Genomic DNA, 23,405 nt, shown 5'->3' with positions numbered 1-23,405 from the left:
CTGTCAGCTGGGCACTTCGGCGCGCACATCGGCCCAGTCTGCGTGCTTGCGAAACTGCGCTTCGACATAAGAACACTGCGGCTCGATGGTGAAGCCCTGCTCGCGGGCGTCGGCTACCATTTCCTTCACCAGCGCCAGCGCGATCCCTTTGCCTCGCGCTTCGGGCGGAGTGAAAGTGTGCTCCGCGATTCGCGCCTCGCCGCGCGCTGTCCAGGTCAGCTCTGCGGGACGATCGGCACCTTCTACCGGGGCGGAATAGGTTCCGTGGGTGGTCTGATCGTCGTGGGTGATTTCGATGCTGTCGCTCATGAGTGAATGCTCCTTCTTGCGTCCAACGGGCGGGGGCCTATGGGCGTTCCGATGCAGTTTCTTTCCGACAATGCCGCGCGCGTTCATCCGCAGGTCTGGGCGGCAATGCAGGCTGCCGACGCGCCCGATGCTCCCTATGACAACGATGCGCTCAGCCAGCGCCTCGATGAGGCTTTTTCCGAGCTGTTCGGGCGCGACTGTGCGGCGCTGTGGGTGGGCACGGGCACGGCGGCCAACTGCCTGTCGCTTGCCACCATGGTCGAGCCGCACGGCGGGGTGATCTGCGAGGAAAACGCCCATATCGAGCGCGACGAATGTGGCGCGCCGGGTTTTTATCTGCACGGGGCCAAGCTGCTGCTGGCAAAAGGCGAGGGGGCGAAGCTGACCCCGGAAACTATCGAGGCAGTCGCGGCAGGCATCACGCGCGGGGTGCATCAGGTGCCGGCGCAGGCGGTGTCGATCACGCAGGTGAGCGAATTCGGGCTGGCCTATACCCCGGCAGAGCTGGAGGACATCGGCGCGGCGACTTCGCAGCTGGGCCTTGCCCTGCATATGGACGGCGCGCGATTCGGCAACGCGGTGGCCTTTCTCGACTGCACCCCGGCAGAGGCGGCAGGACCGGCCAAGGCGCTCAGCTTCGGCTTCACCAAGAACGGCGCGATGGATACCGATGCGATCGTGCTGTTCGATCCGGCGCAGGCCGACCTTGTGCGCTGGCGGCGCAAGCGGGCTGGGCATCTGCGCTCGAAGGGCCGCTTCATGGCCGCGCAGGTTCTGGCCATGCTGGAGGGCGACCTGTGGCTGGACCTCGCCCGCAAGGCCAATGCGGCTGCGGGGATGGTGGCCGAGGACGCGGGCGAGCGGCTGCTCTATCCGCACCAGTCGAACGAGCTGTTCGTGCGCCTCACCGCCCAAGAGCGGGCCGCGCTGCGCGCCGACGGCTTTGCTTTCTACGACTGGGACGATGCCCACGTGCGCATCGTTGCTGCCTGGGACACCCAGCCTGACCATGCAGAGGCGCTTGGCCGCGCGATTGCCCGGTTGTGAGCGAGACCCCGCCGCATACGCTGCTGCGCCCGGCGATTGCGCTGCCCTTTGTGCTGGTGGCGCTGATTTGGGGCTCGACCTGGTTCGTGATCACCACGCAGATCGCCGAAGTGCCGGCGGCATGGTCGGTGACATGGCGCTTCGTACTGGCGGCCCCTGCCATGTTCGCGCTGGCGCTGGCGATGAGGAAGCCCCTCGCCATGCCAGGCCGAGCGCATCGGCTGGCGGTCCTGATGGGATTGTTCCAGTTCTGCGGCAATTACATGTTCGTGTACTGGTCGGAGCTGCACCTAACCTCGGGCATCGTGGCGCTGCTGATCGGGATGATGCTGGTGCCCAATGCGATACTCGGGCGCATCTTGCTGGGGCAGGCGATTACCGCGCGGTTCATGGTCGGCAGCGTGATCGCGCTGGCGGGGATCGCGCTGCTGCTGCTGAACGAGGCGCGCACCGCGCCGCTCGGCGGCAATGTCGCGCTGGGCGCGGTGCTGGCGCTGACCGCGATGCTCTCGGCTTCGATCGCCAATGTGATTCAGGCAGGCCCGGCGGGCAAGGACGTGCCGCTGATGAGCCTGCTCGCGTGGTCGATGCTCTATGGTGTGCTGTTCGACGCTGCGATTGCATTGGCGCTGTTCGGCGCGCCGACAGTGCCTAGAGATCCCATGTATTGGCTGGGCACGGCATGGCTTGCTCTGGTCGGCTCGGTCGTCACCTTCCCGCTCTATTATGGGCTGGTGCGCAAGCTCGGCGCCGGTCGCGCGGCTTACAACGGGGTGTTGGTGATTGTGGTCGCGATGGCCATCTCAACCCTGCTCGAAGGCTACCATTGGTCGGCGCTGGCTATCGGCGGCGGAGCACTGGCGATTGTGGGGCTGCTGGTGGCACTGCGCGGACGGCAGGTCAAAGCAGGCTCCTGAGCCCCTCGCGATAGGTGCGGTAGCGCGGCTGGAAGCCCAGCACCCGCTTCGCCTTACCGTTCGCGACCCGGCGGTTCTCGGCATAGAAGCCGCGCGCCATCGGCGACAGGCCCGCTTCGTCAAGCGAGACCAGCGGGGGCGGTTCGCGGCCCATCAGACGGCAGGCTTCCTCGATCACGGCGTTCTGGCTGGCGGGCAGATCGTCGGCGAGGTTGTACGCCCCCGGCGGCGCCTGCCATCCGGCCATCACGCCTTGGGCGATATCGGCGACATGGACGCGGCTGAACACCTGCTCCGGCAGGTCGATCCGATGCGCCTTCCCGCTGGCAATCCGCTCGAACGCGCTGCGGCCCGGACCGTAGATGCCCGGCAGGCGAAACACCCGCGCACCCAGCGCAAGCCAGCGCGAATCGGCCTCGGCGCGCTTCGTGCGGCGGCCCGTGCCGGTTGTTGTGCTCTCATCCACCCAGGCCCCGCCGGTGTCGCCGTAGACTCCGGTGGCGGAGAGATAGGCGAGGCGTTTGCCGTCCAGCGCATCGGCATAGCGGGTCAGCACCGGCTCGCCCTCGTCACCCGGTGGGACCGATGACAGCACGAGGTCGGCCTCGGCAAGGGCTGCCCGCACTGCCTCGCCATCGCTGAAATCGAGGTCGCCATCGCTCCCGGTGGCGCGAAGGTGCCAACCGGCGGAAACCGCAAGGTCGGCAATGCGTTTCGCAGTGTAACCTAGTCCGAACACAAGCAATTGGGTCATATGGCCCTCATACCCCCTCGACCTCGCAGCGAAAGTGCCTAGATCATCCCCATGGATATAGCCCGCACCCCCGACATGGCTGACGCCGCTCCCGAACCCCATGATCCCGTAGCGATCCGCCGGGAGGACTATCAGCCCTTCGGCTGGCAAGTTCCGCAAGTGGCGCTGGACTTCGATCTGGGTCTCGAATCGACGCGGGTGACCGCGCGCCTTACGCTGACGCGCAACGCGAAGGCGCCGCGAGCCGATGCGATTCGCCTCAACGGCGACGAGCTGGAGCCGATCAGCGTGAAGCTGGATGGCGAGGCGATCAACGGCTGGCACCGCGACGGCGACGACCTGATCGTTCCGCTCAGCGGTGACGCGCACGAGCTGGAAGTGGTTACCCAAGTGGAGCCGGCGAAGAACACCAAGCTGATGGGGCTCTATGCCTCCTCGGGAATGCTCTGCACCCAATGCGAAGCCGAGGGTTTTCGCCGCATCACCTTCTTCCCCGACCGGCCCGACGTGCTCTCGACCTATCGCGTGCGGATGAGCGGCGACAAGAAGACCTTCCCGGTGCTGCTTTCGAACGGCAACCCGGAGGCGAGCGGCGAGGGGGAGAACGGCACCCACTGGGCCGAATGGCACGACCCTTGGCCCAAGCCGAGCTACCTGTTTGCGCTGGTGGCGGGTGATCTGGTCGCCAATTCGAGCAGCTTTACAACGATGAGCGGGCGTGAGGTCGCGCTTAATATCTACGTGCGCGAGGGCGACCTGCCGCGCACGGGCCACGCGATGGATTCGCTCAAGGCCTCGATGACCTGGGACGAGGAAACGTTCGGCCGCGAATACGATCTCGACGTGTTCAATATCGTCGCGGTCAGCGATTTCAACATGGGGGCGATGGAGAACAAGGGGCTCAACGTCTTCAACACGAAGTACGTTCTGGCCGACACCGAAACCGCGACCGACGCCGATTTCGACGCGGTGGCGGGCGTGATCGCGCACGAATACTTCCACAATTGGTCGGGCAACCGCGTGACCTGCCGTGATTGGTTCCAGCTTTCGCTGAAGGAAGGCTTCACCGTCCTTCGCGATCAGCTATTCAGCCAGCATATGGGCTCCGAAGCAGTGAAGCGGATCGAGGATGTGCGGGTGCTGCGCGCGGCGCAGTTCCCGGAGGATTCCGGACCGCTGGCGCACCCGATCCGGCCCGATTCCTATCGCGAGATCTCCAACTTCTACACCGCGACCGTCTATAACAAGGGTGCCGAAGTGATCCGCATGATGCGGACCATGGCGGGCGAAGAAGCATTCCGGAAAGGCAGCGACCTCTATTTCGATCGCCACGATGGCGAAGCGGCCACTTGCGAGGACTTTGTCCGGGCGATGGAGGATGGCGCGGAGCTCGACCTCAAGCAATTCCGCCTCTGGTATTCGCAGGCAGGCACCCCAAAAGTGCGGGCGCAGTTCACTTTCGAGGGCGATACGGCAACGCTCGAGCTGTCGCAGATCGTTCCGCCCACGCCGGGCCAGCCCGACAAACAGCCGATGCCGATCCCGCTCAAGGTGGCGTTGTTCGACCGCGCGACGGGCGAGCGCGGCGAAGAGCAGCTGCTGGTGCTCGACAAGGAAGAGGCGCGCTTCACTTTCGATGGCTTCGCTGCGCGCCCGGCGCTGTCGATCAATCGCGGCTTTTCCGCGCCGGTCTCGATCGAACGCGAAGTCGCGCGCGATGAATTGGTGTTCCTTGCCGCTCACGACGACGATCCCTTCGCCCGCTATGAGGCGATGCAGGATCTTATCGTCGGCCATTTGGTCGACGCGCTTGGTGGCAAGCTTGACGAGGCCCAGCGCGCGGAGGGCCGTGCCGATATCGCCGGGGCTCTGCGCGCGGTGCTGCGCGATGATGCACTTGACGACCTGATGCGGGGCGAGCTGCTGGTCTTGCCGGGCGAAGGCTATCTGGCCGAGCAGATGACCGTGGCCGATCCGGGCGCGATTCATGCCGAACGGCAGGCCCTGCGCGCCTATCTCGGCGCAGAGCTGGCAGACGACCTTGCCGCGCTTTACGAGCGCGCCGCCAAGGTGCCCTTCACGCTCGATGCCGAGGCCAGCGGCGCTCGCAAAGTCAAGACACAGGCGCTCGCCTATATGGCTGCGAGCGATCCGGCCAAGGCGGCCAAGCTTGCCGCGCAGCAATATGACGCAGCCGACAACATGACCGACCGGCAAGGCGCGCTGATGGTGCTGGCCGGTCTCGACAGCCCCGAACGCACGCACAAGCTGCTCGATTTCTACAATCGCTATCAGGGCAATGCGCTGGTGATAGACAAGTGGTTCGCGCTGCAGGCCGGTTCACTTCATCCCAAGGTGCTCGAACATGTGCGGGCCTTGGCCGAGCATCCGGATTTCACCCTGTCGAACCCCAATCGGGCACGCTCGCTCTATATGGCCATGGCGGTGAACCCGCAGGCGTTCCATGCCGCTGATGGTTCGGGCTATGCCATAATTGCCGACCTGATTCTGGCGCTGGACCCGATCAATCCGCAAACCGCGGCGCGCTTCGTGCCGCCGCTGGGTCGCTGGCGCCGGATCGAGCCGGGCCGCGCCGAGCTGATGCGTGCTCAGCTGGAGCGTATCGCGGCGGCCGACAAGCTCTCGCGCGATACGCAGGAGCAGGTAGCGCGCAGCCTTGGCTGATCCGCGCGCAATCTTGCGCGCCAATGCGCTGGCGGGCGTGCCGCACGGATTCCTTACCGGGATTGGCCACGATGGCGAGCCCGACACGGCCCGGATCGCGGCGGGCGCAAAGCTGGTGCGCGTGAAGCAGGTCCATTCGCAGCGCGCGATCTTCGTTGAGGCTCCATTTGCCGAAGATGCTCTGCCCGAGGCGGATGCGCTGGTGACCGACCGGCCCGGCCTGGTGCTGGCGGTGGTGACCGCCGATTGCGCCCCGGTGCTGCTCGCAGATATGTCCGCCGGTGTGGTGGGCGCTGCCCATGCCGGCTGGCGCGGTGCTTTCGGCGGCGTGATCGAGGCCGTTATCGTGGCTATGATCGATGCTGGCGCGACTCGCGACGGTATCGTTGCCGCGATCGGGCCGACCATTGCGCAACCAAGCTACGAAGTCGATCAGGCCTTTCGCGATCGTCTGGTGGAGGATGATGCGGCCAATGCGGCGCTGTTTACGCCGGGCGCGCCCGCTCACTACCAGTTCGATCTGCCCGCCTATGTGCGCAGACGACTGGAGTCGGCTGGCGTGGGGCGGATCGAGGATCTCGCACGCGATACTTATGTCGAGGACTCGCTTTTTCACTCGTTCCGCCGCGCTACCCATCGCGACGAACCGACCTATGGACGGCAGTTCTCGCTGATCGCCTGCCCGGCCTGAGCCCCGGCAAAAGCGGCTTATTGCGAAAGCCTCGCAATTCTGCGGCTTTGGAGGCCAAATTTGGTCCAAATCGCGGCTTGGCAGGCGCGCCTTGCTGGTCTATCAGCCGCGCCAAGTCGCATCCGGGGCACATCTGGTCGCGTGCGGCTTCAGGGTTATGTTTCGGTTCGCAAGCTCGGCACAAGGCTGGTGGGGCGGACCGGCAGGCAAGGCAGGGTAATGGCTAGCACTGGCACCGCAGACGCGCACTCAGAAGCAATTGGGGTCGCAAGCGAAGACGGCGTTCGTCGCCGCGATTTCATCGAGATTGCCGCAGTTTCGGCGGCCGGCGTAGGCGGTCTCGTCTGCCTTGTTCCGCTGATCTCGCAAATGGCGCCCAGCGCCGACGTTCTGGCCGAAAGCTCGACCGAGCTGGACATCTCCTCGCTTGAGGAAGGCCAGTCGATCAAGGCCGTTTTCCGCAAGCAGCCAGTTTTTGTCCGCCACCTGACGCCTGCCGAGATCGAAGCGGCTGATGCTGTCGACGTGGGCAGCCTGCGCGATCCGCAGACCCTGCAGGAGCGCACCGAGGACGGCCATCATAACATTCTCGTTGTCATGGGCGTTTGCACCCACCTCGGCTGTGTGCCGCTGGGCGCTGCCGAAGGCGAGAACAAGGGCGAGTTCGGCGGCTATTTCTGCCCCTGCCACGGCTCGCACTACGACACCGCCGCGCGCATTCGCAAAGGCCCTGCACCGAAGAACCTTCAGGTGCCGACCTATGAGTTCACCACCGACACGACCATCGTGATCGGCTGAGGCAAGAGAGACTGACCATGAGTTTCCCCTGGGCCAAGAATTACGAGCCGGTAAATCCGGTGATGAAGTTCATGGACGAAAAGCTGCCCTTGCCGCGGCTCGTCTACAATGCGGTCGGCGCTGGCTATCCCGTGCCGCGCAACCTCTCCTATTTCTGGAATTTCGGCATCCTTGCCGGCTTCTGCCTTGTGCTGCAAATCGTCACCGGCGTGGTGCTGGCGATGCATTATGCTGCCAACTCGGGCATCGCCTTCAATTCGGTCGAGCACATCATGCGCGACGTGAACTGGGGCTGGATGCTGCGCTACATGCACGCCAACGGGGCAAGCTTCTTCTTCCTCGTGATCTACATCCACATCTTCCGCGGCTTCTTTTACAGCTCGTACAAAGCCCCGCGCGAGATGATCTGGTTGCTCGGCGTGGTGATCTTCCTACTCACCATGGCGACCGCCTTCATGGGCTACGTGCTTCCCTGGGGGCAGATGAGCTTCTGGGGTGCCAAAGTGATCACCGGTCTGTTCTCCGCCATTCCGCTGGTAGGTGAGCCGATCCAGATCTGGCTGCTGGGCGGATTTGCGCCCGATAACGCCGCGCTGAACCGCTTCTTCTCGCTGCACTTCATGCTGCCCTTCGTGATCCTGGGTGTTGTGATCCTGCACATCTGGGCGCTGCACATCCCCGGTTCGTCGAACCCGACCGGCGTGGAAGTGAAGCAGGAAAGCGACACCCTGCCGTTCCACCCGTATTACACCGCGAAGGATGGCTTCGGGCTGGGCGTATTCCTGCTGATCTACTTCGCCTTCGTGTTCTTCTTCCCGAACATGCTGGGCCACCCGGACAACTACATCGAAGCGAACCCGCTCTCGACCCCGGCGCACATCGTTCCCGAATGGTATTTCTACCCGTTCTACGCGATCCTGCGCGCCTTCACCTTCGACTTCATCATCCCGGCCAAGCTGTGGGGCGTGCTCGCCATGTTCTCGGCGATCCTGGTGTGGTTCTTCCTGCCCTGGCTCGACAAGAGCCCGGTTCGCTCGGGCCACTATCGCCCGATGTTCCGCAAGTTCTTCTGGTTCGGCCTGATCCCCTGCATGGCCGTGCTGTTCTACTGCGGCGGCGCCCCGGCCGAAGAGCCCTTCGTGATGATCTCGCAGATCGCGACCGCGTACTACTTCCTGCACTTCCTGGTGATCCTGCCGATCATCTCCTCGATCGAACGGCCCGAGCCGCTGCCGTTCTCGATCACCGAGGCCGTTCTCGGCTCGGACAAGAAGGCAGTGCTGGGCGAAAACGCCGAGCCCGCGGTTTGATCGCAGGCCACAGAGGAAAGACGAAACGATGATCCGCCTTGTTGGAATTCTGGTCGGCTTGGGCTTCACCTTCGTGGTGCTGCTCACCTTCCTCGTCGGCGCCTATACCGCCGCGACAGAACCTGCGGCCGAAACCGCCGAACACGCCTTCCATCTCTCACCGAAGGAAGACGTTCACTTCTCGTTCGAAGGCCCCGTTGGCCACTGGGACATTGCCCAGCTTCAGCGCGGCTACAAGGTCTACAAGGAAGTGTGCTCGGCCTGTCACTCGCTGAAGCAGGTGGCGTTCCGCAACCTGGCCGATCTCGGCTACAGCGAAGCTCAGGTGAAGGCTGAGGCTGCCGCCTGGCGTGTTCCGGGGATCGATCCGAACACCGGTGAGGCGACCACGCGCCCGGGCCTGCCGACCGATTCGTTCCCGTCGCCTTATCCGAACTCGGTGGCTGCGGCTGCTGCGAACAACAATGCGATCCCGCCGGATCTCTCGCTGATGACGAAGGCGCGCCACGAAGGTTCGCACTACGTTTACTCGCTGCTGACCGGCTATCAGGAGCCTTCGACCGAGCTGGCCGAACGCTTCCCCGAAGCGCTGCCGGGCCCGGGCCTGCACCACAACCCGTACTTCGCGAACCTCAACCTTGCGATGGCTCCGCCGCTGACCACCGACGGCCAGGTCACGTTCGACGATGGCACCGCCGCCACGGTCGACCAGATGTCGCAGGATGTGGCCGCCTTCCTTACCTGGACGGCAGAGCCCAAGCTGGTGAAGCGCAAGCAGACCGGCTGGCCGGTGCTCGGCTTCCTGCTGTTCGCGACGATCCTGGCCTGGTTCGCCAAGAAGTCGGTCTGGGCAAACGCCAAGCCCCGCCGCGAGGACTGAGCGGGCGGGAATGGCTCCCGCCCTGCCACAGGCGAGTGATCTGAAAGCGCTCGTCCGCGCAGTGCCGGATTTCCCGGCGAGCGGAATCCTGTTTCGGGATGTCACCACGCTGATGTCCGATGGCGCTGGCCTGGCCGGCGCCATCGACGCGTTGGCCGATCTCGCCTCCGGTCTTGCCGTTGATGCGGTGGCCGGGATCGAGGCACGCGGCTTCATCTTCGGCGCGGCTCTTGCCCATCGGCTCGGCACCGGTTTCGTGCCGTTGCGCAAGGCCGGCAAGCTACCCGTGCCCACCATTGGCGAAGATTACGCGCTCGAATATGGCGAGGCGCGGATCGAGCTGGATCCCACGATCATTCGCGAGGGCCAGTCGGTCTTGCTGATTGACGATTTGCTTGCAACCGGCGGCACCGCTCTGGCCGGAGCGAGGCTCCTGCGCCGTGCGGGCGCGCATTGCAACCATGCCGTGTTCGTGGTCGATTTGCCCGATCTTGGCGGCATGGCAGCCTTGCGCGCAGAGGGTATCGAGGGACGGGCGGTCATGGCTTTCGAGGGGCATTAGCCACACGCTTGCTTGGGGGCGCACCGGAACCTTCCGCGTGCTATGGGATTGGCTAAAGGCCAGTTGCGCAGGGTCGCGGCGGCACCAACAAGGGGGCCCATGGAAGAGCAGGCAATTGTAATCGCGCTGATTGGCGTGCTCGGAATCGGAGCGCAGTGGGTCGCCTGGCGAACGGGCTGGCCTGCGATCGTGCTGATGCTGGTGGCTGGTTTCCTGGTCGGCCCGGCACTGGGCATCATCGATCCCGAACATGCCTTCGGCGAGCTGCTTGATCCGATGATCTCGATCGGCGTCGCGCTGATCCTTTTCGAAGGCGGCCTGAGCCTCGATTTCCGCGAGCTGCGCCAGAGCGGCAGCGGGATCGGGCGGATGATCTTTCTTGGCGTACCGCTAGGGTGGTTGTTCGGGGCGCTGGCCTGCTACTATGTGGCTGGCCTTGTCTGGCCGGTGGCGATCCTGTTCGCAGGCATCCTCGTGGTGACAGGGCCTACCGTGGTCATGCCGCTGCTGCGCCAATCCGCCATCAAGCAGCGGCCCGCAACGCTTCTCAAGTGGGAAGCCATCGTCAACGATCCCATCGGCGCGTTATGCGCCGTCCTCGCTTACGAATACTTGCGCATCTCGCAGGCCGACGGCGGCCTTGCGGTCGAGGTGATCCCTCAGATCGTCTTCGCAGGCCTGCTGGCCGGCGCGCTTGGCTATGCCGCTGCCTGGCTGATCGCCTGGAGCTTCCCGCGCGGATATGTGCCCGAATTCCTCAAGGTGCCCGTGCTGCTCGTGGTCGTGATCGGCACCTTCGTCATCAGCAATTTGATCGAACACGAAGCCGGCCTCGTTGCGGTGACGGTGATGGGCGTGGCACTTGCCAATATGCAGGTTTCCAGCCTGCGCTCGATACATCCGTTCAAGCAGAACGTTGCGGTGCTGCTGGTGTCGGGTATCTTCATCCTGCTTTCGGCAGGTCTCGAGTTTTCCGACCTGAGGTTCTTCGACTGGCGCTCCGGGCTGTTCCTGCTCGCGCTGCTACTGCTGGTGCGCCCGGCAACCGTTCTCATCAGCCTGCTGTTCAGCGACGTGCCTTGGAACGAACGCCTGTTTCTGGCCTGGATTGCGCCGCGCGGTATCGTGCTGGTGGCAATCTCGGGTCTGTTTGCGCTGCGTCTCGGCGAGCTCGGCTTCGAGGATGGGTCGATCCTCATCGGGCTGAGTTTCGGTGTGGTGGTGGCCACTATCGTCACCTCGGGCTTCACCCTGAACCTCGTTGCTCGCCTGCTCAAGGTGAAGGGTGCGGAAAGGCCGGGGCTGCTGATTGTCGGTGCGACGCAGTGGACGATTGCGCTGGGCAAGATGATGCACGAGCTGAAAACGCCGGTGCTCGTGGTCGATTCGAGCTGGACCCGCCTCAAGCCCGCGCGTGCTGCGGGGCTCGACACCTACAACGGCGAAATTCTGAATGAGGCGACCGAGCACAATCTCGATCTCACCCCGTTCCAGGTGCTCGTCGCGGCGACCGACAACGAGGCATACAACGCTCTCGTGTGTTCCGAATTCGCGCCCGAAATCGGCACTGACAAGGTCTACCAGCTCGGCGACGGCGCGGATGACGAGAAGTACACCTTGCCCTCTTCTTTGCGGGGCCGCTCGCTGTTCGCCTCGGGCTATTCGGTCGAGGACGTGCATCAGCGCCAGCTGGAGGGCTGGGTGTTCCGCCGCACCAAGCTATCCGAACAGTACGACATCGATGATGCGCGCGACAATCTTCCCGATTCCGCGAATATTCTGATGTTGTTACGTCCCGATGGCGAACTGCTGTTTTTCACCCACGCCCGCACGCCCGAGCCTGCCCCGGGTGATATCGTCGTCTCGTTCTCGCCTCCGCGCGACCAGGTTGCCGACGCTGAGGCGCGTCGCAAGTCCTCGCGCAAGCCGACCCCTGCCTGAGGCCCAGCCAAGGATGCAGCCATGACCCGACCGATCAAGCCCGCCCCCGCCGCCCGCGTTGTCACAGCCGCGCTTCTGGCCTCGGCGCTGGGTGCCTGCGAGGTTCGCCGTGACGCGCCCGAAGAAGCAGAGCCGACGCCGACAGACACCACGAACCCGATCGACACGCCATCAGAAGTGCCGAGCGCGGGCGGGGCTTCGATCATTCGCGAGGAGATCGTCGAAACGGCCACGCCCACGCCCGAGCCGCCCGAGCCGCTCGATGTGGTGCTGCCTTTCCCCGACGGCACCGACATCTCACCGGATGCCGAGGAGCTGCTCGAACTTGTGCTGCAAAGCGATGCCGTTCGCGCGGGCTGGCCGATCGTTCTTGCCGGGCATACCGACAGCGTCGGCAACGATCAGGCCAATCTACGTGCATCGCGTTCGCGCGCCGAAAACGTCGCGGCCTGGTTAATCGAGCGCGGGATCGCGAACGAGCGAATCAAGGTCATCGCATTTGGCGAGCAGAACCCCCTGGTTCCCAATGCCAAGCCGGACGGTACGCCCGACGAAGTTGCCCGCCGCCGCAACCGCCGTGTGGAGCTCACGGTTGCAGCGCCTGTCGATAAGTCGCAGACGACCGCGAACGAGGGTGATACTACTAAGGAACCTTGACGAGGGCCACGTGCTGGTGGCAAGCGCATTTCTGGCCTGAGCGGGTATAGCTTAGTGGTAAAGCTCCAGCCTTCCAAGCTGGCTATGCGGGTTCGATTCCCGCTACCCGCTCCAGCCCCTTCCCTCATATTTGGACCCCTCTTCGCGTGGCTTCGTTTTTGCCGGTCCAACCGGTTGGCAGATTCACCGATAATGCCCGCACTCTTTGCGGCCAATGCTATTGCGAATTAATCTTATAAAAGTTAAGCGGCGGCAAATCTTCAGGGAGTTGCCTCATGTACCGCTATCTCGTCGGCGCGCTTGCGCTGGCACCGCTTTCGCCGGCCTTCGCGCAGAGCGTGGACGCTTCGGCAAGTGCATCTCCTGAAGAGACCAGCGATACCGCTATCGTCGTAACCGCCGCGCGCACGCAGTTGCCCGCCAGCGCACTGCCGCTCACGGTAGACGTGATCGATAGTGCCGCGCTCGACCGGCAGGTTCTTATCTCGGGGTCCACGGTCGATGCTGTTTCGGCCTTGTTGCCCTCGTTCTCGCCCACCCGCGAGAAGCTTTCTGGCGCGGGCGAAAGTCTGCGCGGCCGCGCGCCGCTCTATGCGATCAACGGCATTCCGCAGACGACACCAGTGCGCGATGGCTCGCGTGACGGCTACACCATCGACCCGTTCTTCATCGACCGCGTGGAGGTGATTTACGGCTCCAACGCATTGCAGGGGATCGGGGCCACGGGCGGCGTGCTCAATCAGGTGACGGTGGGCGCTCCGCAGCGGGACGGCCTTTCCATGCGCACCCTGTTCCAGCTTAGCTTTCCGGATGGTTTCGAAGGCGAAGGCATCGGCGCCAAGGCGGGCGCGATGGCGGGCTATCGCGATGGAGCCTTCGATGCGACAGTCGGCGGGACGTTCGAAAAGCGCGGCGCCTTCTTCGACGGCAAAGGCAACCGGGTCGGCGTAGATGGCACGCAGGGCGAAATTCAGGACAGCGACAGCTGGTCGGCATTCGGCCGCTTCGGCTACGATCTGGCTAGCGGGGCGCGCCTCGAAGTCGTGGCAAACCGTTTCGAGCTGAAGGGAAATGCCAACTACGTACAGGTCGCGGGCGACCGCGCGACCGGCGCTCCTTCCACCAGCGAGCGCGGCACAACCCCGGGCGATCCGCCCTCGAACACCGCCGAGCTGCTGTCTTTCTCGCTGACCGATCCGGATTTTGGCGCCGGCACCTTCGCCCTTCAGGGCTTCTACAGCCGGACCAGCGATGTGTACGGCGGCGGTGTCTACGGCACCTTCCAGGATCCGGCCATCGATCCCACTGGCACCCTGTTCGACCAATCGGCCAACCGCTCACGCAAGCTGGGCGGCAAGGTCAGCTACGAGCGCGAGATGCCGGGCCTCGAAGACCTGGTGCTGACCGCCGGCTTCGACGCGCTGTTCGACCGCACCGCACAGACGCTGGCGCAAACCGGCCGGGTGTGGGTGCCCGAGAGCGACTTCCGCAGCCTCGCCCCCTTCGTGCAGGGCAACCTTGCGCTGGCTGGCGGGCTGGTGCGTCTGGCCGGCGGTCTGCGCTATGAGAACGTCCAGCTCAAGGTGGACGATTTCACGACGCTGGCCAGCTATGGCGCGGTGAATGTCGCGGGCGGCTCTCCCTCGTTCGAAAACTTGCTGCTGAACGGCGGCGTTGTCGTCGAGCCGATCGACGGGCTGCGGGCCTATGGCAGCTATGCCGAGGGTTTCACCATCGCCGATGTGGGCCGCATCCTGCGCGGGATCACGCAGCCAGGCGTCGATGTTGACGATTACCTGTCGCTGGAACCTGTGATCTCCAACAACCGCGAACTCGGCCTCGAATGGAATCGCGGCGGGGTAACGGCCTCGGCCAGCTATTTCTGGTCGTCGAGCGACTTGGGATCGCTGCTGGTGTTGCGCAATGACGTGTTCGAAGTGATGCGCCAGCCGATCGAGATCGAAGGCTTCGAAGCGAGCCTCGCCTGGCAGACGCCCGTTCCCGGCCTGTCGCTCAGCGGCGGATATGCCGCGCTTGAGGGCAAGACCGATGCCGACGAAGACGGACAGATCGACGACGACCTCGACGGTGCGAACATCTCGCCCGACCGCGTCAACCTCGCGGCGGACTACAGCTCGGGCCGGTTCAGCGCGCGGGCGCAGGCGCGCATGTATCTGGAGCGGGAATTCAACGATGCGGCAACAGATACCGATTTCGAAGGCTATACCCTGCTTGACGCGTTTCTTTCCTATCGCGCCGATTTCGGCGAGATTTCGCTCGCGGCCCAGAATCTGACCGACAAGTTCTACATCAGCTATGATAGCGACACGGTGCGGGTGACCGACAACAACCGCTTCTTCTCGGGACGCGGCCGTACCTTCACCGTGAGCTTGCGCAGCGAATTCTGATGAAGGCGCTCTCGCTCCTGCACCGCTGGACAGGCGGCATCGTCGGCCTGTTGCTGGCTGTGATCGGCCTGTCCGGCACCGCGTTGTTGTGGGAGGATAGCTGGATCCTGCTCGAGGGCGCGGATGATGCTCCGATCAGCAGCCCGGCCGATCTGGGCGCGGCAGTCGAAGTGGCGATGCAGGCGGCGCCCGGCCTGTCGCGCATCACCTTCGCGGGCGAGGATATAGGGCTGCATCAGGCTGTCTATTCCGATGGCAGCGGGGCCTATATCACGCAGGACGGGACCGTGGTGGAGCGCTGGTCGGGCATGTGGGAGCGGCCCGAACTGTGGCTGTTCGACCTCCATCACTATCTGCTGCTGGGCGACAATGGGAAGACCATCACGGGCATTCTGGGCATCGTAATGCTGGTCTTCACCATTACCGGCCTGATCCTGTGGTGGCGCACCAGGAAGACCTTCCGCTTTCGCCTCTGGCCCGCGCGCTACACGGCGAGCGCGATTATCCGCCACCATCGCGACCTTGGCGTGGTCGCTTCGCCGCTGCTTCTCGTCGCGGCTGCTACTGGGACACTGATCGTCTTTCCGGAGATCTCCTCGTTTCTCTTGGCCCCTGTTTCGGGGGAGCGCGCGAAGCCTGACTTGCCGAGCGATCTTGCTCCCGTGGCCGAGACGACCGATTGGGCGCGCGTGATGGCCAATGCCCAGGCGGCCTATCCAGAGGCGGCGGCGCGGCGGTTGATGATGCCCGCCGCGCCCGGAGAACCAATTGCGATCCGCTTCCGTCAAGGCTTCGAATGGACGCCGAACGGGCGCAGCTACGTCTGGGTTGTGCCTGACACTGCGGCCGTGGCCGCCAAGGACGATCCGTCAGGGCGCGACATGGCCTCTGCCATTACCGAGAAATACTACCCGATCCATGCGGCCAAGGTTGGCGGACTGCTCTGGCGGCTCGTCATGACCTTTGCGGGCTTTGCCCTCGCCGTGCTCGGATCACTTGCCACCTGGAGCTTCTGGCGAGGCAAGGTCAGCTCGCCATCGGTAAGGGTCGTGCAGCCCAGAAGAGCGGCCAGCTAGCTTTTCCCACGCGGCAGAATGGCTACAGGCAGTTGCGGTCGCGTATACGGTCTCCATGGCGCGCAGAACCTGAAAGCCTCTCAGGCGGGGGTGGGATTCGTCGGCAGGGCGGGGTGCTCGTGCTTGGGAATAAACCGCCGAACCAGTTTGGCGGCCCGTTTGCCGATCTTCAGCACCGCCTGATCGAGCGCGCCCGTTCCCGCATGGTGCTGCCACCACAGCAGCAGCGCCACCACCAGCGCCCAGCCGGCCAGAACCAGCAGAGCCATCGGCGCCGGATTACCGCCGCTGGCGGTTTCCACCAGGCTGATCGACTTGAGGAACGAGACCAGCAACGCCAGCCCCGCGATCAGCCCGATCGGGCTCGACGAGCGCATCGGCGGGCGCGCCAGCGCATAGGCCAGCGCCGGGCTGGCCAGCGCCAGCGCCACCCACAGCAGCCGCCCATAGGCCACCGCGCGCGCGCCGGCATCCTCGGCAAACATCAGCTCCTCTAGCGGCACCTTCTTGTAGTTTGTCGTTTCGACCGGGGCAGTGGTGCTGACGCCGTCGCCGCTGAGATAGAAGGACAACTGGCTGAAGTTCAGCACTCCGCCATCGGCGCCGACGATGGTCTGGCCATCGATCAGCGTGACCTTGCCTTCGCCCTCGCGCGACAGCGATAGCGTGCCGCTGGCGGCGTTGTAGACATTCTCGCCATCCACGAAGATCAGGCCCGCCAGCAGCCCCTCGTGCTTGTCGACGCTATCGAAATAGAGCGAAAAGCCCGAGCCGAGATCGGTGAACTCACCGCTCGCGAGGCGATAGCCGAACTCGCCGCGCTCCATCTTCTGATAAATCTCGTCGAACCGTTTTTCGCCCGAAGGCAGCAGCCAGCCCTGATTGGCGAAGACGAACAGCGCCCCGAGCGCGCTCAACAGCAGCGGCATCCGCATCCAGCGCGCGGGCGAGGTGCCGGTCGCCTCGATCACCGCCAGCTCGCCGCGGGTGGAAAGCTTGCGGATCGCCATGGCGACCGCAAGATAGAGGCCCACCACCATGCCGATCCCGGCATATTCGGGCAGCAGGCCGAGGACAGTCTGGCCGAGGATATAGCCCCTTTCGCCCGATAGCCGCGTAACCTCGACCAAGCGGGGGATGTTCTCCAGCACCATCAGCGACATCAGCACCGCGATCACTCCGCCAAGCGTGCCGATGCTCAGTTCGAGCAGATAGCGATCAAGTCGGCCCAGCCGCACGGCAGCCGGGCTCAGGCTGCCACGGATGCGCGCCGCGACTGCTGCTCGTACAGCGCAAACAGTTCGCGGAAATGCACTTCCATGCTGCGCGGCACGGGCGTCGGCAGTTCGGGCCGGCTGCCTTCTGGCAGGGCCAGGATCGCGCGCACCGCATCGGCGGTGTCGGTCGGTCGGAAGCCGTATTGCGGGTGATGGCGCACGAAGTCGCTCGCGCCGCCGCCTTCTGGCGCGACCACCGGGATGCCGCTGGCATAGGCCTCGGCCGCGGCCATGCCGAAGGTTTCGGCCTCGCAGCCGTGCAGCAACGCGTCGGCGCTGGCGAGGATGGTGGCAAAATGTTTGCGGTCGTTGATCGGCCGCAGCAGGCGGATGTGCGGGTTGCCGTCGATCGCTTTCATGATCTTCTTGTGGCTGCGCCCTTCGCCGAAGATCACCAGCCCAATCGGGCGGCTGTGCCCTGCAATGGTAGCCGCCTCGACCAGCATCGGATAACGTTTTTCGGTTGCCAATCTGCCCGCACTTACGAGCAGCGTGGCGTCCTCGCCCAGATCGCAGGTGGCGAGCAGCGCGGCGCGCAGCGCTTCGGAGCGTAATTCGGGCGAAAAGCGGTCCGGCTCTATCCCCATCGGCACGGTCGCGCCCGTGGCAAGGCCGGGGCCGTTGACAACATCGCCCTTGGCCAGCCGCTCGGTGAGGCTCGAATTGGCCGAGACCACCAGATCGAACCGGCGGCCGTGGCGGCGCAGACGCTGCCAGAACCAGTCGAACGCCTTGTCGACCGAGGAAGGCTGGGCGATCCCTTCGAACCAGCGATAGGCGTGGGCGGCCAGCGGATCGGAATGCATGACCAGCGCGCGCGGAATAGCCGGGGCGTATTCGCCCACGAAATCGGCGCTTTTCCAAGGCGAGCTGGCCTCGATGAAATCGGGGCTCAGCTCGTCCAGAGCCTCATGCACCACCTCCTTGTCGACGAAGGAAAAGTACTTCTTGTCGAGCGGGAAGGGCGGCTGTTCGAGCGTGACGATGCGCGCCTGCGAGGAAATCTCACGGGTGCCCGCTTCGGCGCCCGGCGCCAGCACGGTGATGTCGTGGCCCAGCCGCTCTGCCATTTGCAGCTTCTGATCGACATAGGTGCGAATGCCGCCCCCATGCGGAGTGTAGAAGCCGCAAACGTCGACGATCCGCATGGGGCCTAGTCCAGCGGCTGCATACCGCGCAGACCGCGCAGATAGTTGAGCGTGATCGAAATGCGCGTGCGCCCGCTGCCCGCTGTGGCAACGGTCTGGTGCCATTCCGGCTGGCTCATGCCGAGGCTCGGATTGCTGGCAAAGCCCACGCCATCGCGCTGCCAGTTGAAGCGGTGGTTGGTATCGCGGTCGTGCAGCAGCACCACCGAATAGCGCCCCGGCCTGGGCACGCGGATGCACAGCTCCGGCGTTGCTCCGGCGGGAACGGGAACCTCCACCCGGCGGAAGGTCTTGCCTGCATTAAGCAGAACATTGTCGTCGGCCAGATAGTCCTGCTCGTTGGCGGGATAGACTTCGAGCTTCAGATTGCCCGTCCGGTCCTTCAGCCCAACCGCCGAAACGATGAGCGCGGGGCCTTGCTCGTTCGCGCGGCAGCGGCCCTCGGCCTTGCCCAGATCCGGGCCGGTTTGCAGCGCGCCCTGCGCGAGCAACGGCAGGATGGCGAGGCTAGTCAATAGCGTCATTGCGTGTCACTCCTTTCAGCAAGTCGTACAGCGCGAGTCCTGAACCGACGATGAGGTTCGTTGCAAGGATGAGTCCAGCCATCATCGCCAGCAGCTCGTCGATCTGCAATTCCGGGCCGACCGTCAGCGCGGCGACACCGGCGAAAACGATATCCTTGTTGGGCACGAAGGGCAGGCGGCTGATCAGCAGCCGGATCGCGGCCAGCAGCAGCCAGTAGCCGATCGGCGTATTGGGCAGCACGAAGGCCCACAGCAGGCCCGAAATCGAGGTGGTCACCACGATGCGGCCCATGTGGACCCAGAACACCATGTTCAGCTCGCTGCGGGTGAGCGAGAACAGCGACTTGCGCCAAAGCATGATAATCAGCGAAGTGCCGACCACAAAGGCAAGCGACCAGGCAACCGCATCGGTGTGCGCGCCAAGGTCGAGCATGCCGAGGAACGGCGCGGCCACGGCCATCAGCACCAGCGTCATCAGGTTGCCCGACATCGCTGATAGCACGGCCACGTCCTTCACCGCGCCGAAGGGGGCGGTGGTGATCTGGCTGTTCTTGCGCGCCCAGGCATAGAACCAGGCCTCGCCGAGGTAGCCCAGCAGCAGCTCGTTATAGATCAGCTTGCGCGTGAGCGCGCCGAGCGCGGGAAGCCCCACGCCCCACAGCCGCTTGAAGATAAAATATTCTGACAGCGGCCCCGCCATGAAGCCGAAGGCAAACAGTAGCCAGAACGCAGGCGAGACCGGCAGCATGCCGAGAATTGCGCGCGGATCGATCTCGCGCAGCGAATAGATCGAGGCGGCGATAACCAGCAGCGACAGCAGCAGGCTGATCGCCTTGGTCCAGCTGAACGACTTCTTCTGATCCTGCGGTTGCAGGGCAATCATGTCTCCGCCCACCGGAGCTAGGATCGGCTGTGGCATTGCTTGGCCTTCGTTCGGTTGGTCGTTCTCGGGCCGTTGCCGTTCGGGCCGATCCTCGGACGGGCTGCGCAGATCGGTCATGCAGCGGCCCTCCAGCTGGCGCGGGCCTGTAGCTCAGCGAGCGCTTTTCCGCAAGCAAGAGGCCCCTCAGTAGCAGCGCCCTTGCGGGCGCGCAGATGAACGCCGGGTGACTGGCCTATGCGATTTGTCATAGTCGGCCTGGGCCAGCCGCTCGGCCTAGCAACTCAGCATAGCGGCCAGCGCGGCGGCGCGCGGCGAAGGTGGCCAGCGTGGCTTCGATGCTGGAGAGAATTGAGCTCTTGGTGGTGTCACCAGGGTGGACGGCCACGCGCACCACGTCCAGCGGATGAAGCGCGGCGCGGGCCAGCGCGGCAAAGGCCAATGACGAGGCGGTCCGCATGGTCGAGCGGCTGGCCCAGGTGATCACTGGGCCGCGCGCCAGTTGGCGATTCGATCCGGGCTGCCATACGCGCATATGGTCTTCGGCCATGGCAAAGCCGCACTCGGCCAGAGCTGCCTGCGCACCCTCGCCATAGAGCCATGCCGGGGCGATGAACCCGGCCACGCCTCGTCCGATAATGTCTTCGATCAGCGCGCGCCCGTCGCGCATGCGGCGTGCGGCTTCGGCCTGACTCAGCCCGAGAAACTCGCCTTCGCCCGCGGTCATGTGCTTGGCCTTGAAGCTTGCGAGGCCCTCGTGTTGCGACTGGTCGCGGTGATACCAGCCGTGGACGAACATCTCGACGCCGCTATCCGCCCAGTCGCGCAGGCGGGTGGCAAAGGCGCTGCCCTGTGTGAGACGATGTGCGCCGTGGTGCTCGGGCACCACCAGCATGGCGAACCGCGCACTGCCGAGCTGCTTCTCGATCAGCGTGGCAAGCTGGTCCACCTGCCGTTCCGAACCCGGGCCGACATCATGGATCGAGGCGAGCAATAGCTTGCGCTCAGCCTTCACCGGGGGTTCCCGTCAGCCGCATGGATTGATGCAACGAGCGCATGGTCGCGACCATATAGGTAGCCATTTGCAATCCGTCACGGTTTGAACCGCCCGCCGCGAATATGGGTGAAGCGCGCGCCGTCATGCTCGTACCAGGCAATGGTTTCGACCACGCGGGTGTCGCCAGCTTTCGTGGGCCAGATTTCGAAGTCGGGCCAGTCGACGCGGGTGTTGAAGGTGGTGCGGCAATACATCGCGACATTCTTCGGCCCCACCATCACGCCGAGCGGCACCACCTCCTCATCGATATGCGCGGCCACCTCGCGGTAGAAATCGAGGATCGCCTCGCGGCCGACGATGCGCTTCATAGAACCGAGTTCGAACACCACGTTTTCGGCGTAGAACTGGCCGAAGCCGTCGAAGTCGTTGCCGTTGAACGCGCCAACGTAGCGCAGGAAATCGGCCTCGGTCATCGCTGTCTCTCTCCTTCGGCTGGCTCCACCGGCATATTGTCGATGAGGCGCGTGCCGCCGATCCGTGCGGCTACCAGCAGCCGGGCCGGACCCTGCGGGGTTTCTGCCAGGGGCACAAGGCTTGCGGCGTCGGCCAGTGTCACATAGTCGATAGGGCCGAAGCCCGCCTCGGCCAGCGCCGCGCGCAGCCGCATCAACGCGCCCGCCACGTTGTCGCCCGCTTCGATATCCTCGATGGCGGCACGCATCGCGCGCGGCAGGGTGACGGCGGCCTCACGCTCGGCAGGGGAGAGATAGGCGTTGCGGCTGCTCATCGCGAGCCCGTCGGCCTCGCGCACGGTGGGCACGCCGTGGATGTTGCGCGCCTCGGGCATGGCGAGATCCAGGTCGCGCGCCATGGTGCGGATGACGGCGAGCTGCTGCCAGTCCTTCTCGCCGAACAGCGCGTGATCGGGGCGAACCTGGTTGAACAGCTTGCACACCACCGTCGCCACGCCGTCGAAGTGGCCGGGCCGGCTGGCCCCGCACAGCCCCTCGCTCACGCCAGTCACCGAAACGCGAGTGGCAAAGCCTTGCGGATACATCGCCTCTACCGTGGGTGCCCACAGCAGCGCGACGCCCTCTGCCTCCAGCAAGGCGGCATCCTCGGCCAGACGGCGCGGATAGGCATCCAGATCCTCGTTCGGGCCGAACTGGGTCGGGTTGACGAAGATCGAGGCGACCACATGATCTGCGCGTTGGCGGGCCTCGCGCATCAGGGTCAGATGCCCTTCGTGCAGCGCGCCCATGGTGGGCACGAGGGCAATCGTGCCACTTTTGCGCAGGTCATCCACAGCCAAACGAAGGTCTAACAGTGTGCTGACGGTTTGCATGATCCATGGCCTAAGATACAACAAGGAGGCTGGGCCTAGCCGCCCGCAGCGATTTGAGAAAGGCTCACCGTGAGCGCACCCCACCGTATCGTCTTCGCCAACGAAAAGGGCGGCACCGGAAAATCGACCACCGCGGTCCACGTGGCCGTGGCGCTCGCCTATCGCGGGGCCAAGGTTGCCGCGCTCGATCTCGATGTGCGCCAGCGCACCTTCTATCGCTATTGCGAGAACCGCGCCGCCACGCAGGCGCGCCGCGGTGTTGCGCTGCCGGGGCCGAAGTTCGACACCTGCCACGCCAGCACGGTGGAGGAGCTGGAGGCCGAAGCGCAGGCCATTGGCGAGGGGATGGACTTCCTGATCTTCGATACGCCGGGCCGCGACGATCCCTTCGCCCGCCACGCCGCCACCCAGGCCGATACGCTGGTCACCCCGATGAACGACAGCTTCGTGGATTTCGACCTTATCGGCCAGGTCGATGCCGAAAGCTTCAAGGTCAGCCGCCTCAGCTTCTACGCAGAGGCGATCTGGGAAGCGCGGATCAAGCGCAGCCGCGCCACTATCGAACAGCAGCGCCGCGAGATGGACTGGGTGCTGGTGCGCAACCGCACCGGCTATACCGACGCGCGCAACCAGCGTCGCATCGAACAGGCGCTGACCGAGCTTTCCAAGCGGGTGGGTTTTCGCGCGGTGCAGGGGCTGTCCGAACGCGTGGTCTATCGCGAACTGTTCCCCTCGGGGCTGACCTTGCTCGACAAAGGGCACCTGGGCGATCTGGGCACAAGCCATCTGGTCGCGCGGCAGGAGCTGCGCAGCCTGCTTGCCAACCTCAACCTGCCGATTCCCCATGCCGAGGGCGACAAAACGATCGCGCCCCCCGTGACCGAAGCCGCCTGATCGCGTGACGCGCCTGCTGATCATCGCTGCGATAGGCATCATCGCCTATCGCTGGATCACCGGGCGCTGGCCGTGGCAAAAACGGATTTCGGCCCGCGCGCAGGCTGTGTTCAATGCCAGAAAAATGCTTGGCGTGAATGCAAACGCCAGTAAATCGGACATAATTGCCGCGCATAAGCGGCTGGTCGCCATGGTTCACCCGGATCGTGGCGGCTCGAGCAGCCAGGTTCACGAGGCCAATGACGCGCGCGACCTGCTGTTCGAAGAATTGCCAGACGATAGCGACCGAAGCTGAAGGAAACCCT

At 64.6% G+C, this 23,405-nt stretch carries 23 protein-coding genes and 1 tRNA gene; 15 read left to right on the top strand and 9 right to left on the bottom strand.

Features of this window, described 5'->3' with window-relative positions:
• Positions 1 to 3 precede the first annotated feature (3 nt).
• Positions 4 to 309: a GNAT family N-acetyltransferase gene (locus E0473_RS08330; RefSeq protein WP_137680407.1), complete on the bottom strand. Its 306-nt coding sequence runs from the start codon at positions 307 to 309 to the stop codon at positions 4 to 6.
• Between the two features lie 51 nt (positions 310 to 360).
• On the opposite strand from E0473_RS08330, the gene E0473_RS08325 reads away from it, so the two are divergent.
• Together E0473_RS08325 and E0473_RS08320 are read left to right on the top strand one after the other, a co-directional pair.
• Positions 361 to 1,356, top strand: coding sequence for a threonine aldolase family protein (locus E0473_RS08325; protein WP_137680406.1), 996 nt, complete (start codon positions 361 to 363; stop codon positions 1,354 to 1,356).
• Positions 1,353 to 2,273 carry a DMT family transporter gene (locus E0473_RS08320; RefSeq protein WP_241657405.1) on the top strand — a complete coding sequence of 307 codons (921 nt, stop codon included), beginning with the start codon at positions 1,353 to 1,355 and terminating at the stop codon, positions 2,271 to 2,273. The genes E0473_RS08325 and E0473_RS08320 overlap by 4 nt, the downstream gene beginning before the upstream one ends.
• Here the strand turns inward: E0473_RS08320 and E0473_RS08315 are convergent.
• A complete protein-coding gene (locus tag E0473_RS08315; protein ID WP_137680405.1) occupies positions 2,257 to 3,027 on the bottom strand; it encodes a Rossmann-fold NAD(P)-binding domain-containing protein in 771 nt (256 codons plus the stop codon). The two genes, E0473_RS08320 and E0473_RS08315, sit on opposite strands and share 17 nt — an antisense overlap.
• A gap of 51 nt (positions 3,028 to 3,078) precedes the next feature.
• Between E0473_RS08315 and pepN the strand changes: the two genes are divergently transcribed.
• The 11 genes from pepN to E0473_RS08260 all read left to right on the top strand — a co-directional run bounded on the left by pepN (position 3,079) and on the right by E0473_RS08260 (position 16,035).
• Positions 3,079 to 5,712 carry an aminopeptidase N gene (gene pepN / locus E0473_RS08310; protein ID WP_137680404.1) on the top strand — a complete coding sequence of 878 codons (2,634 nt, stop codon included), beginning with the start codon at positions 3,079 to 3,081 and terminating at the stop codon, positions 5,710 to 5,712.
• The gene (pgeF, locus tag E0473_RS08305) at positions 5,705 to 6,403 is read left to right on the top strand and encodes a peptidoglycan editing factor PgeF (protein ID WP_137680403.1); all 699 of its coding nucleotides are present in this window, start codon (positions 5,705 to 5,707) and stop codon (positions 6,401 to 6,403) included. Before pepN ends, pgeF begins: the two co-directional genes overlap by 8 nt.
• Before the next feature lie 219 nt (positions 6,404 to 6,622).
• Positions 6,623 to 7,201: a ubiquinol-cytochrome c reductase iron-sulfur subunit gene (gene petA, locus E0473_RS08300; RefSeq protein ID WP_137680402.1), complete on the top strand. Its 579-nt coding sequence runs from the start codon at positions 6,623 to 6,625 to the stop codon at positions 7,199 to 7,201.
• 17 nt (positions 7,202 to 7,218) lie between these two features.
• Complete coding sequence (locus E0473_RS08295; RefSeq protein ID WP_137680401.1) at positions 7,219 to 8,511, top strand: cytochrome b; 1,293 nt, start codon at positions 7,219 to 7,221, stop codon at positions 8,509 to 8,511.
• 28 nt (positions 8,512 to 8,539) lie between these two features.
• Complete coding sequence (locus tag E0473_RS08290; protein ID WP_137680400.1) at positions 8,540 to 9,391, top strand: cytochrome c1; 852 nt, start codon at positions 8,540 to 8,542, stop codon at positions 9,389 to 9,391.
• A 10-nt stretch (positions 9,392 to 9,401) separates the two neighbouring features.
• Entirely contained in the window at positions 9,402 to 9,953 is a 552-nt protein-coding gene (locus E0473_RS08285; protein WP_137680399.1) for an adenine phosphoribosyltransferase, read from the top strand.
• 99 nt (positions 9,954 to 10,052) lie between these two features.
• On the top strand, positions 10,053 to 11,894 hold the full coding sequence (locus tag E0473_RS08280; protein ID WP_137680398.1) for a cation:proton antiporter: 1,842 nt from the start codon (positions 10,053 to 10,055) through the stop codon (positions 11,892 to 11,894).
• 21 nt (positions 11,895 to 11,915) lie between these two features.
• Positions 11,916 to 12,551 carry an OmpA family protein gene (locus tag E0473_RS08275; protein WP_137680397.1) on the top strand — a complete coding sequence of 212 codons (636 nt, stop codon included), beginning with the start codon at positions 11,916 to 11,918 and terminating at the stop codon, positions 12,549 to 12,551.
• A 40-nt stretch (positions 12,552 to 12,591) separates the two neighbouring features.
• Positions 12,592 to 12,665, top strand: a tRNA-Gly gene (locus E0473_RS08270).
• A 161-nt stretch (positions 12,666 to 12,826) separates the two neighbouring features.
• Positions 12,827 to 14,959, top strand: coding sequence for a TonB-dependent receptor (locus E0473_RS08265; protein WP_137680396.1), 2,133 nt, complete (start codon positions 12,827 to 12,829; stop codon positions 14,957 to 14,959).
• The gene (locus E0473_RS08260; protein ID WP_137680395.1) at positions 14,959 to 16,035 is read left to right on the top strand and encodes a PepSY-associated TM helix domain-containing protein; all 1,077 of its coding nucleotides are present in this window, start codon (positions 14,959 to 14,961) and stop codon (positions 16,033 to 16,035) included. The genes E0473_RS08265 and E0473_RS08260 overlap by 1 nt, the downstream gene beginning before the upstream one ends.
• A gap of 80 nt (positions 16,036 to 16,115) precedes the next feature.
• On the opposite strand, the gene E0473_RS08255 is transcribed toward E0473_RS08260, so the two are convergent.
• The 7 genes from E0473_RS08255 to panC form a co-directional block, all read right to left on the bottom strand.
• Positions 16,116 to 17,273: an LptF/LptG family permease gene (locus E0473_RS08255; RefSeq protein ID WP_161981548.1), complete on the bottom strand. Its 1,158-nt coding sequence runs from the start codon at positions 17,271 to 17,273 to the stop codon at positions 16,116 to 16,118.
• Positions 17,274 to 17,284: 11 nt separating this feature from the next.
• A complete protein-coding gene (locus E0473_RS08250) occupies positions 17,285 to 18,460 on the bottom strand; it encodes a glycosyltransferase (RefSeq protein ID WP_137680394.1) in 1,176 nt (391 codons plus the stop codon).
• A 5-nt stretch (positions 18,461 to 18,465) separates the two neighbouring features.
• A complete protein-coding gene (locus E0473_RS08245; protein WP_137680393.1) occupies positions 18,466 to 18,984 on the bottom strand; it encodes a DUF2141 domain-containing protein in 519 nt (172 codons plus the stop codon).
• Positions 18,968 to 19,984: a hypothetical protein gene (locus E0473_RS08240; RefSeq protein ID WP_241657403.1), complete on the bottom strand. Its 1,017-nt coding sequence runs from the start codon at positions 19,982 to 19,984 to the stop codon at positions 18,968 to 18,970. Before E0473_RS08240 ends, E0473_RS08245 begins: the two co-directional genes overlap by 17 nt.
• Before the next feature lie 127 nt (positions 19,985 to 20,111).
• Positions 20,112 to 20,879 (bottom strand): polysaccharide deacetylase family protein, encoded by a 768-nt coding sequence (locus E0473_RS08235; RefSeq protein ID WP_137680392.1) that lies wholly within the window; start codon positions 20,877 to 20,879, stop codon positions 20,112 to 20,114.
• Between the two features lie 77 nt (positions 20,880 to 20,956).
• Positions 20,957 to 21,334 (bottom strand): nuclear transport factor 2 family protein, encoded by a 378-nt coding sequence (locus E0473_RS08230; RefSeq protein ID WP_137680391.1) that lies wholly within the window; start codon positions 21,332 to 21,334, stop codon positions 20,957 to 20,959.
• Positions 21,331 to 22,206 (bottom strand): pantoate--beta-alanine ligase, encoded by an 876-nt coding sequence (panC, locus tag E0473_RS08225; RefSeq protein WP_137680390.1) that lies wholly within the window; start codon positions 22,204 to 22,206, stop codon positions 21,331 to 21,333. The genes E0473_RS08230 and panC overlap by 4 nt, the downstream gene beginning before the upstream one ends.
• 69 nt (positions 22,207 to 22,275) lie before the next feature.
• Between panC and E0473_RS08220 the strand changes: the two genes are divergently transcribed.
• Positions 22,276 to 23,100 carry a division plane positioning ATPase MipZ gene (locus tag E0473_RS08220; protein ID WP_137680389.1) on the top strand — a complete coding sequence of 275 codons (825 nt, stop codon included), beginning with the start codon at positions 22,276 to 22,278 and terminating at the stop codon, positions 23,098 to 23,100.
• Between the two features lie 4 nt (positions 23,101 to 23,104).
• Positions 23,105 to 23,395, top strand: coding sequence for a J domain-containing protein (locus E0473_RS08215; RefSeq protein ID WP_137680388.1), 291 nt, complete (start codon positions 23,105 to 23,107; stop codon positions 23,393 to 23,395).
• The last annotated feature ends 10 nt before the right edge of the window (positions 23,396 to 23,405 follow it).

The sequence above is a fragment of the Aurantiacibacter suaedae genome (genome assembly GCF_005434915.1).
GTDB classification, from domain to species: domain Bacteria; phylum Pseudomonadota; class Alphaproteobacteria; order Sphingomonadales; family Sphingomonadaceae; genus Alteraurantiacibacter; species Alteraurantiacibacter suaedae.
The sequence above is the reverse complement of the archived record's forward strand: the minus strand, read 5'-3'. Positions and strand labels throughout refer to the sequence as shown.

Coding starts and splice junctions, on each gene's coding strand:
- E0473_RS08330 (WP_137680407.1), bottom strand. CDS start 309: ATGAGCGACAGCATCGAAATCACCCACGACGATCAGACCACCCACGGA.
- E0473_RS08325 (WP_137680406.1), top strand. CDS start 361: ATGCAGTTTCTTTCCGACAATGCCGCGCGCGTTCATCCGCAGGTCTGG.
- E0473_RS08315 (WP_137680405.1), bottom strand. CDS start 3,027: ATGACCCAATTGCTTGTGTTCGGACTAGGTTACACTGCGAAACGCATT.
- pepN (WP_137680404.1), top strand. CDS start 3,079: ATGGATATAGCCCGCACCCCCGACATGGCTGACGCCGCTCCCGAACCC.
- petA (WP_137680402.1), top strand. CDS start 6,623: ATGGCTAGCACTGGCACCGCAGACGCGCACTCAGAAGCAATTGGGGTC.
- E0473_RS08295 (WP_137680401.1), top strand. CDS start 7,219: ATGAGTTTCCCCTGGGCCAAGAATTACGAGCCGGTAAATCCGGTGATG.
- E0473_RS08290 (WP_137680400.1), top strand. CDS start 8,540: ATGATCCGCCTTGTTGGAATTCTGGTCGGCTTGGGCTTCACCTTCGTG.
- E0473_RS08285 (WP_137680399.1), top strand. CDS start 9,402: ATGGCTCCCGCCCTGCCACAGGCGAGTGATCTGAAAGCGCTCGTCCGC.
- E0473_RS08280 (WP_137680398.1), top strand. CDS start 10,053: ATGGAAGAGCAGGCAATTGTAATCGCGCTGATTGGCGTGCTCGGAATC.
- E0473_RS08275 (WP_137680397.1), top strand. CDS start 11,916: ATGACCCGACCGATCAAGCCCGCCCCCGCCGCCCGCGTTGTCACAGCC.
- E0473_RS08265 (WP_137680396.1), top strand. CDS start 12,827: ATGTACCGCTATCTCGTCGGCGCGCTTGCGCTGGCACCGCTTTCGCCG.
- E0473_RS08260 (WP_137680395.1), top strand. CDS start 14,959: ATGAAGGCGCTCTCGCTCCTGCACCGCTGGACAGGCGGCATCGTCGGC.
- E0473_RS08250 (WP_137680394.1), bottom strand. CDS start 18,460: ATGCGGATCGTCGACGTTTGCGGCTTCTACACTCCGCATGGGGGCGGC.
- E0473_RS08245 (WP_137680393.1), bottom strand. CDS start 18,984: ATGACGCTATTGACTAGCCTCGCCATCCTGCCGTTGCTCGCGCAGGGC.
- E0473_RS08240 (WP_241657403.1), bottom strand. CDS start 19,984: ATGACCGATCTGCGCAGCCCGTCCGAGGATCGGCCCGAACGGCAACGG.
- E0473_RS08230 (WP_137680391.1), bottom strand. CDS start 21,334: ATGACCGAGGCCGATTTCCTGCGCTACGTTGGCGCGTTCAACGGCAAC.
- panC (WP_137680390.1), bottom strand. CDS start 22,206: ATGCAAACCGTCAGCACACTGTTAGACCTTCGTTTGGCTGTGGATGAC.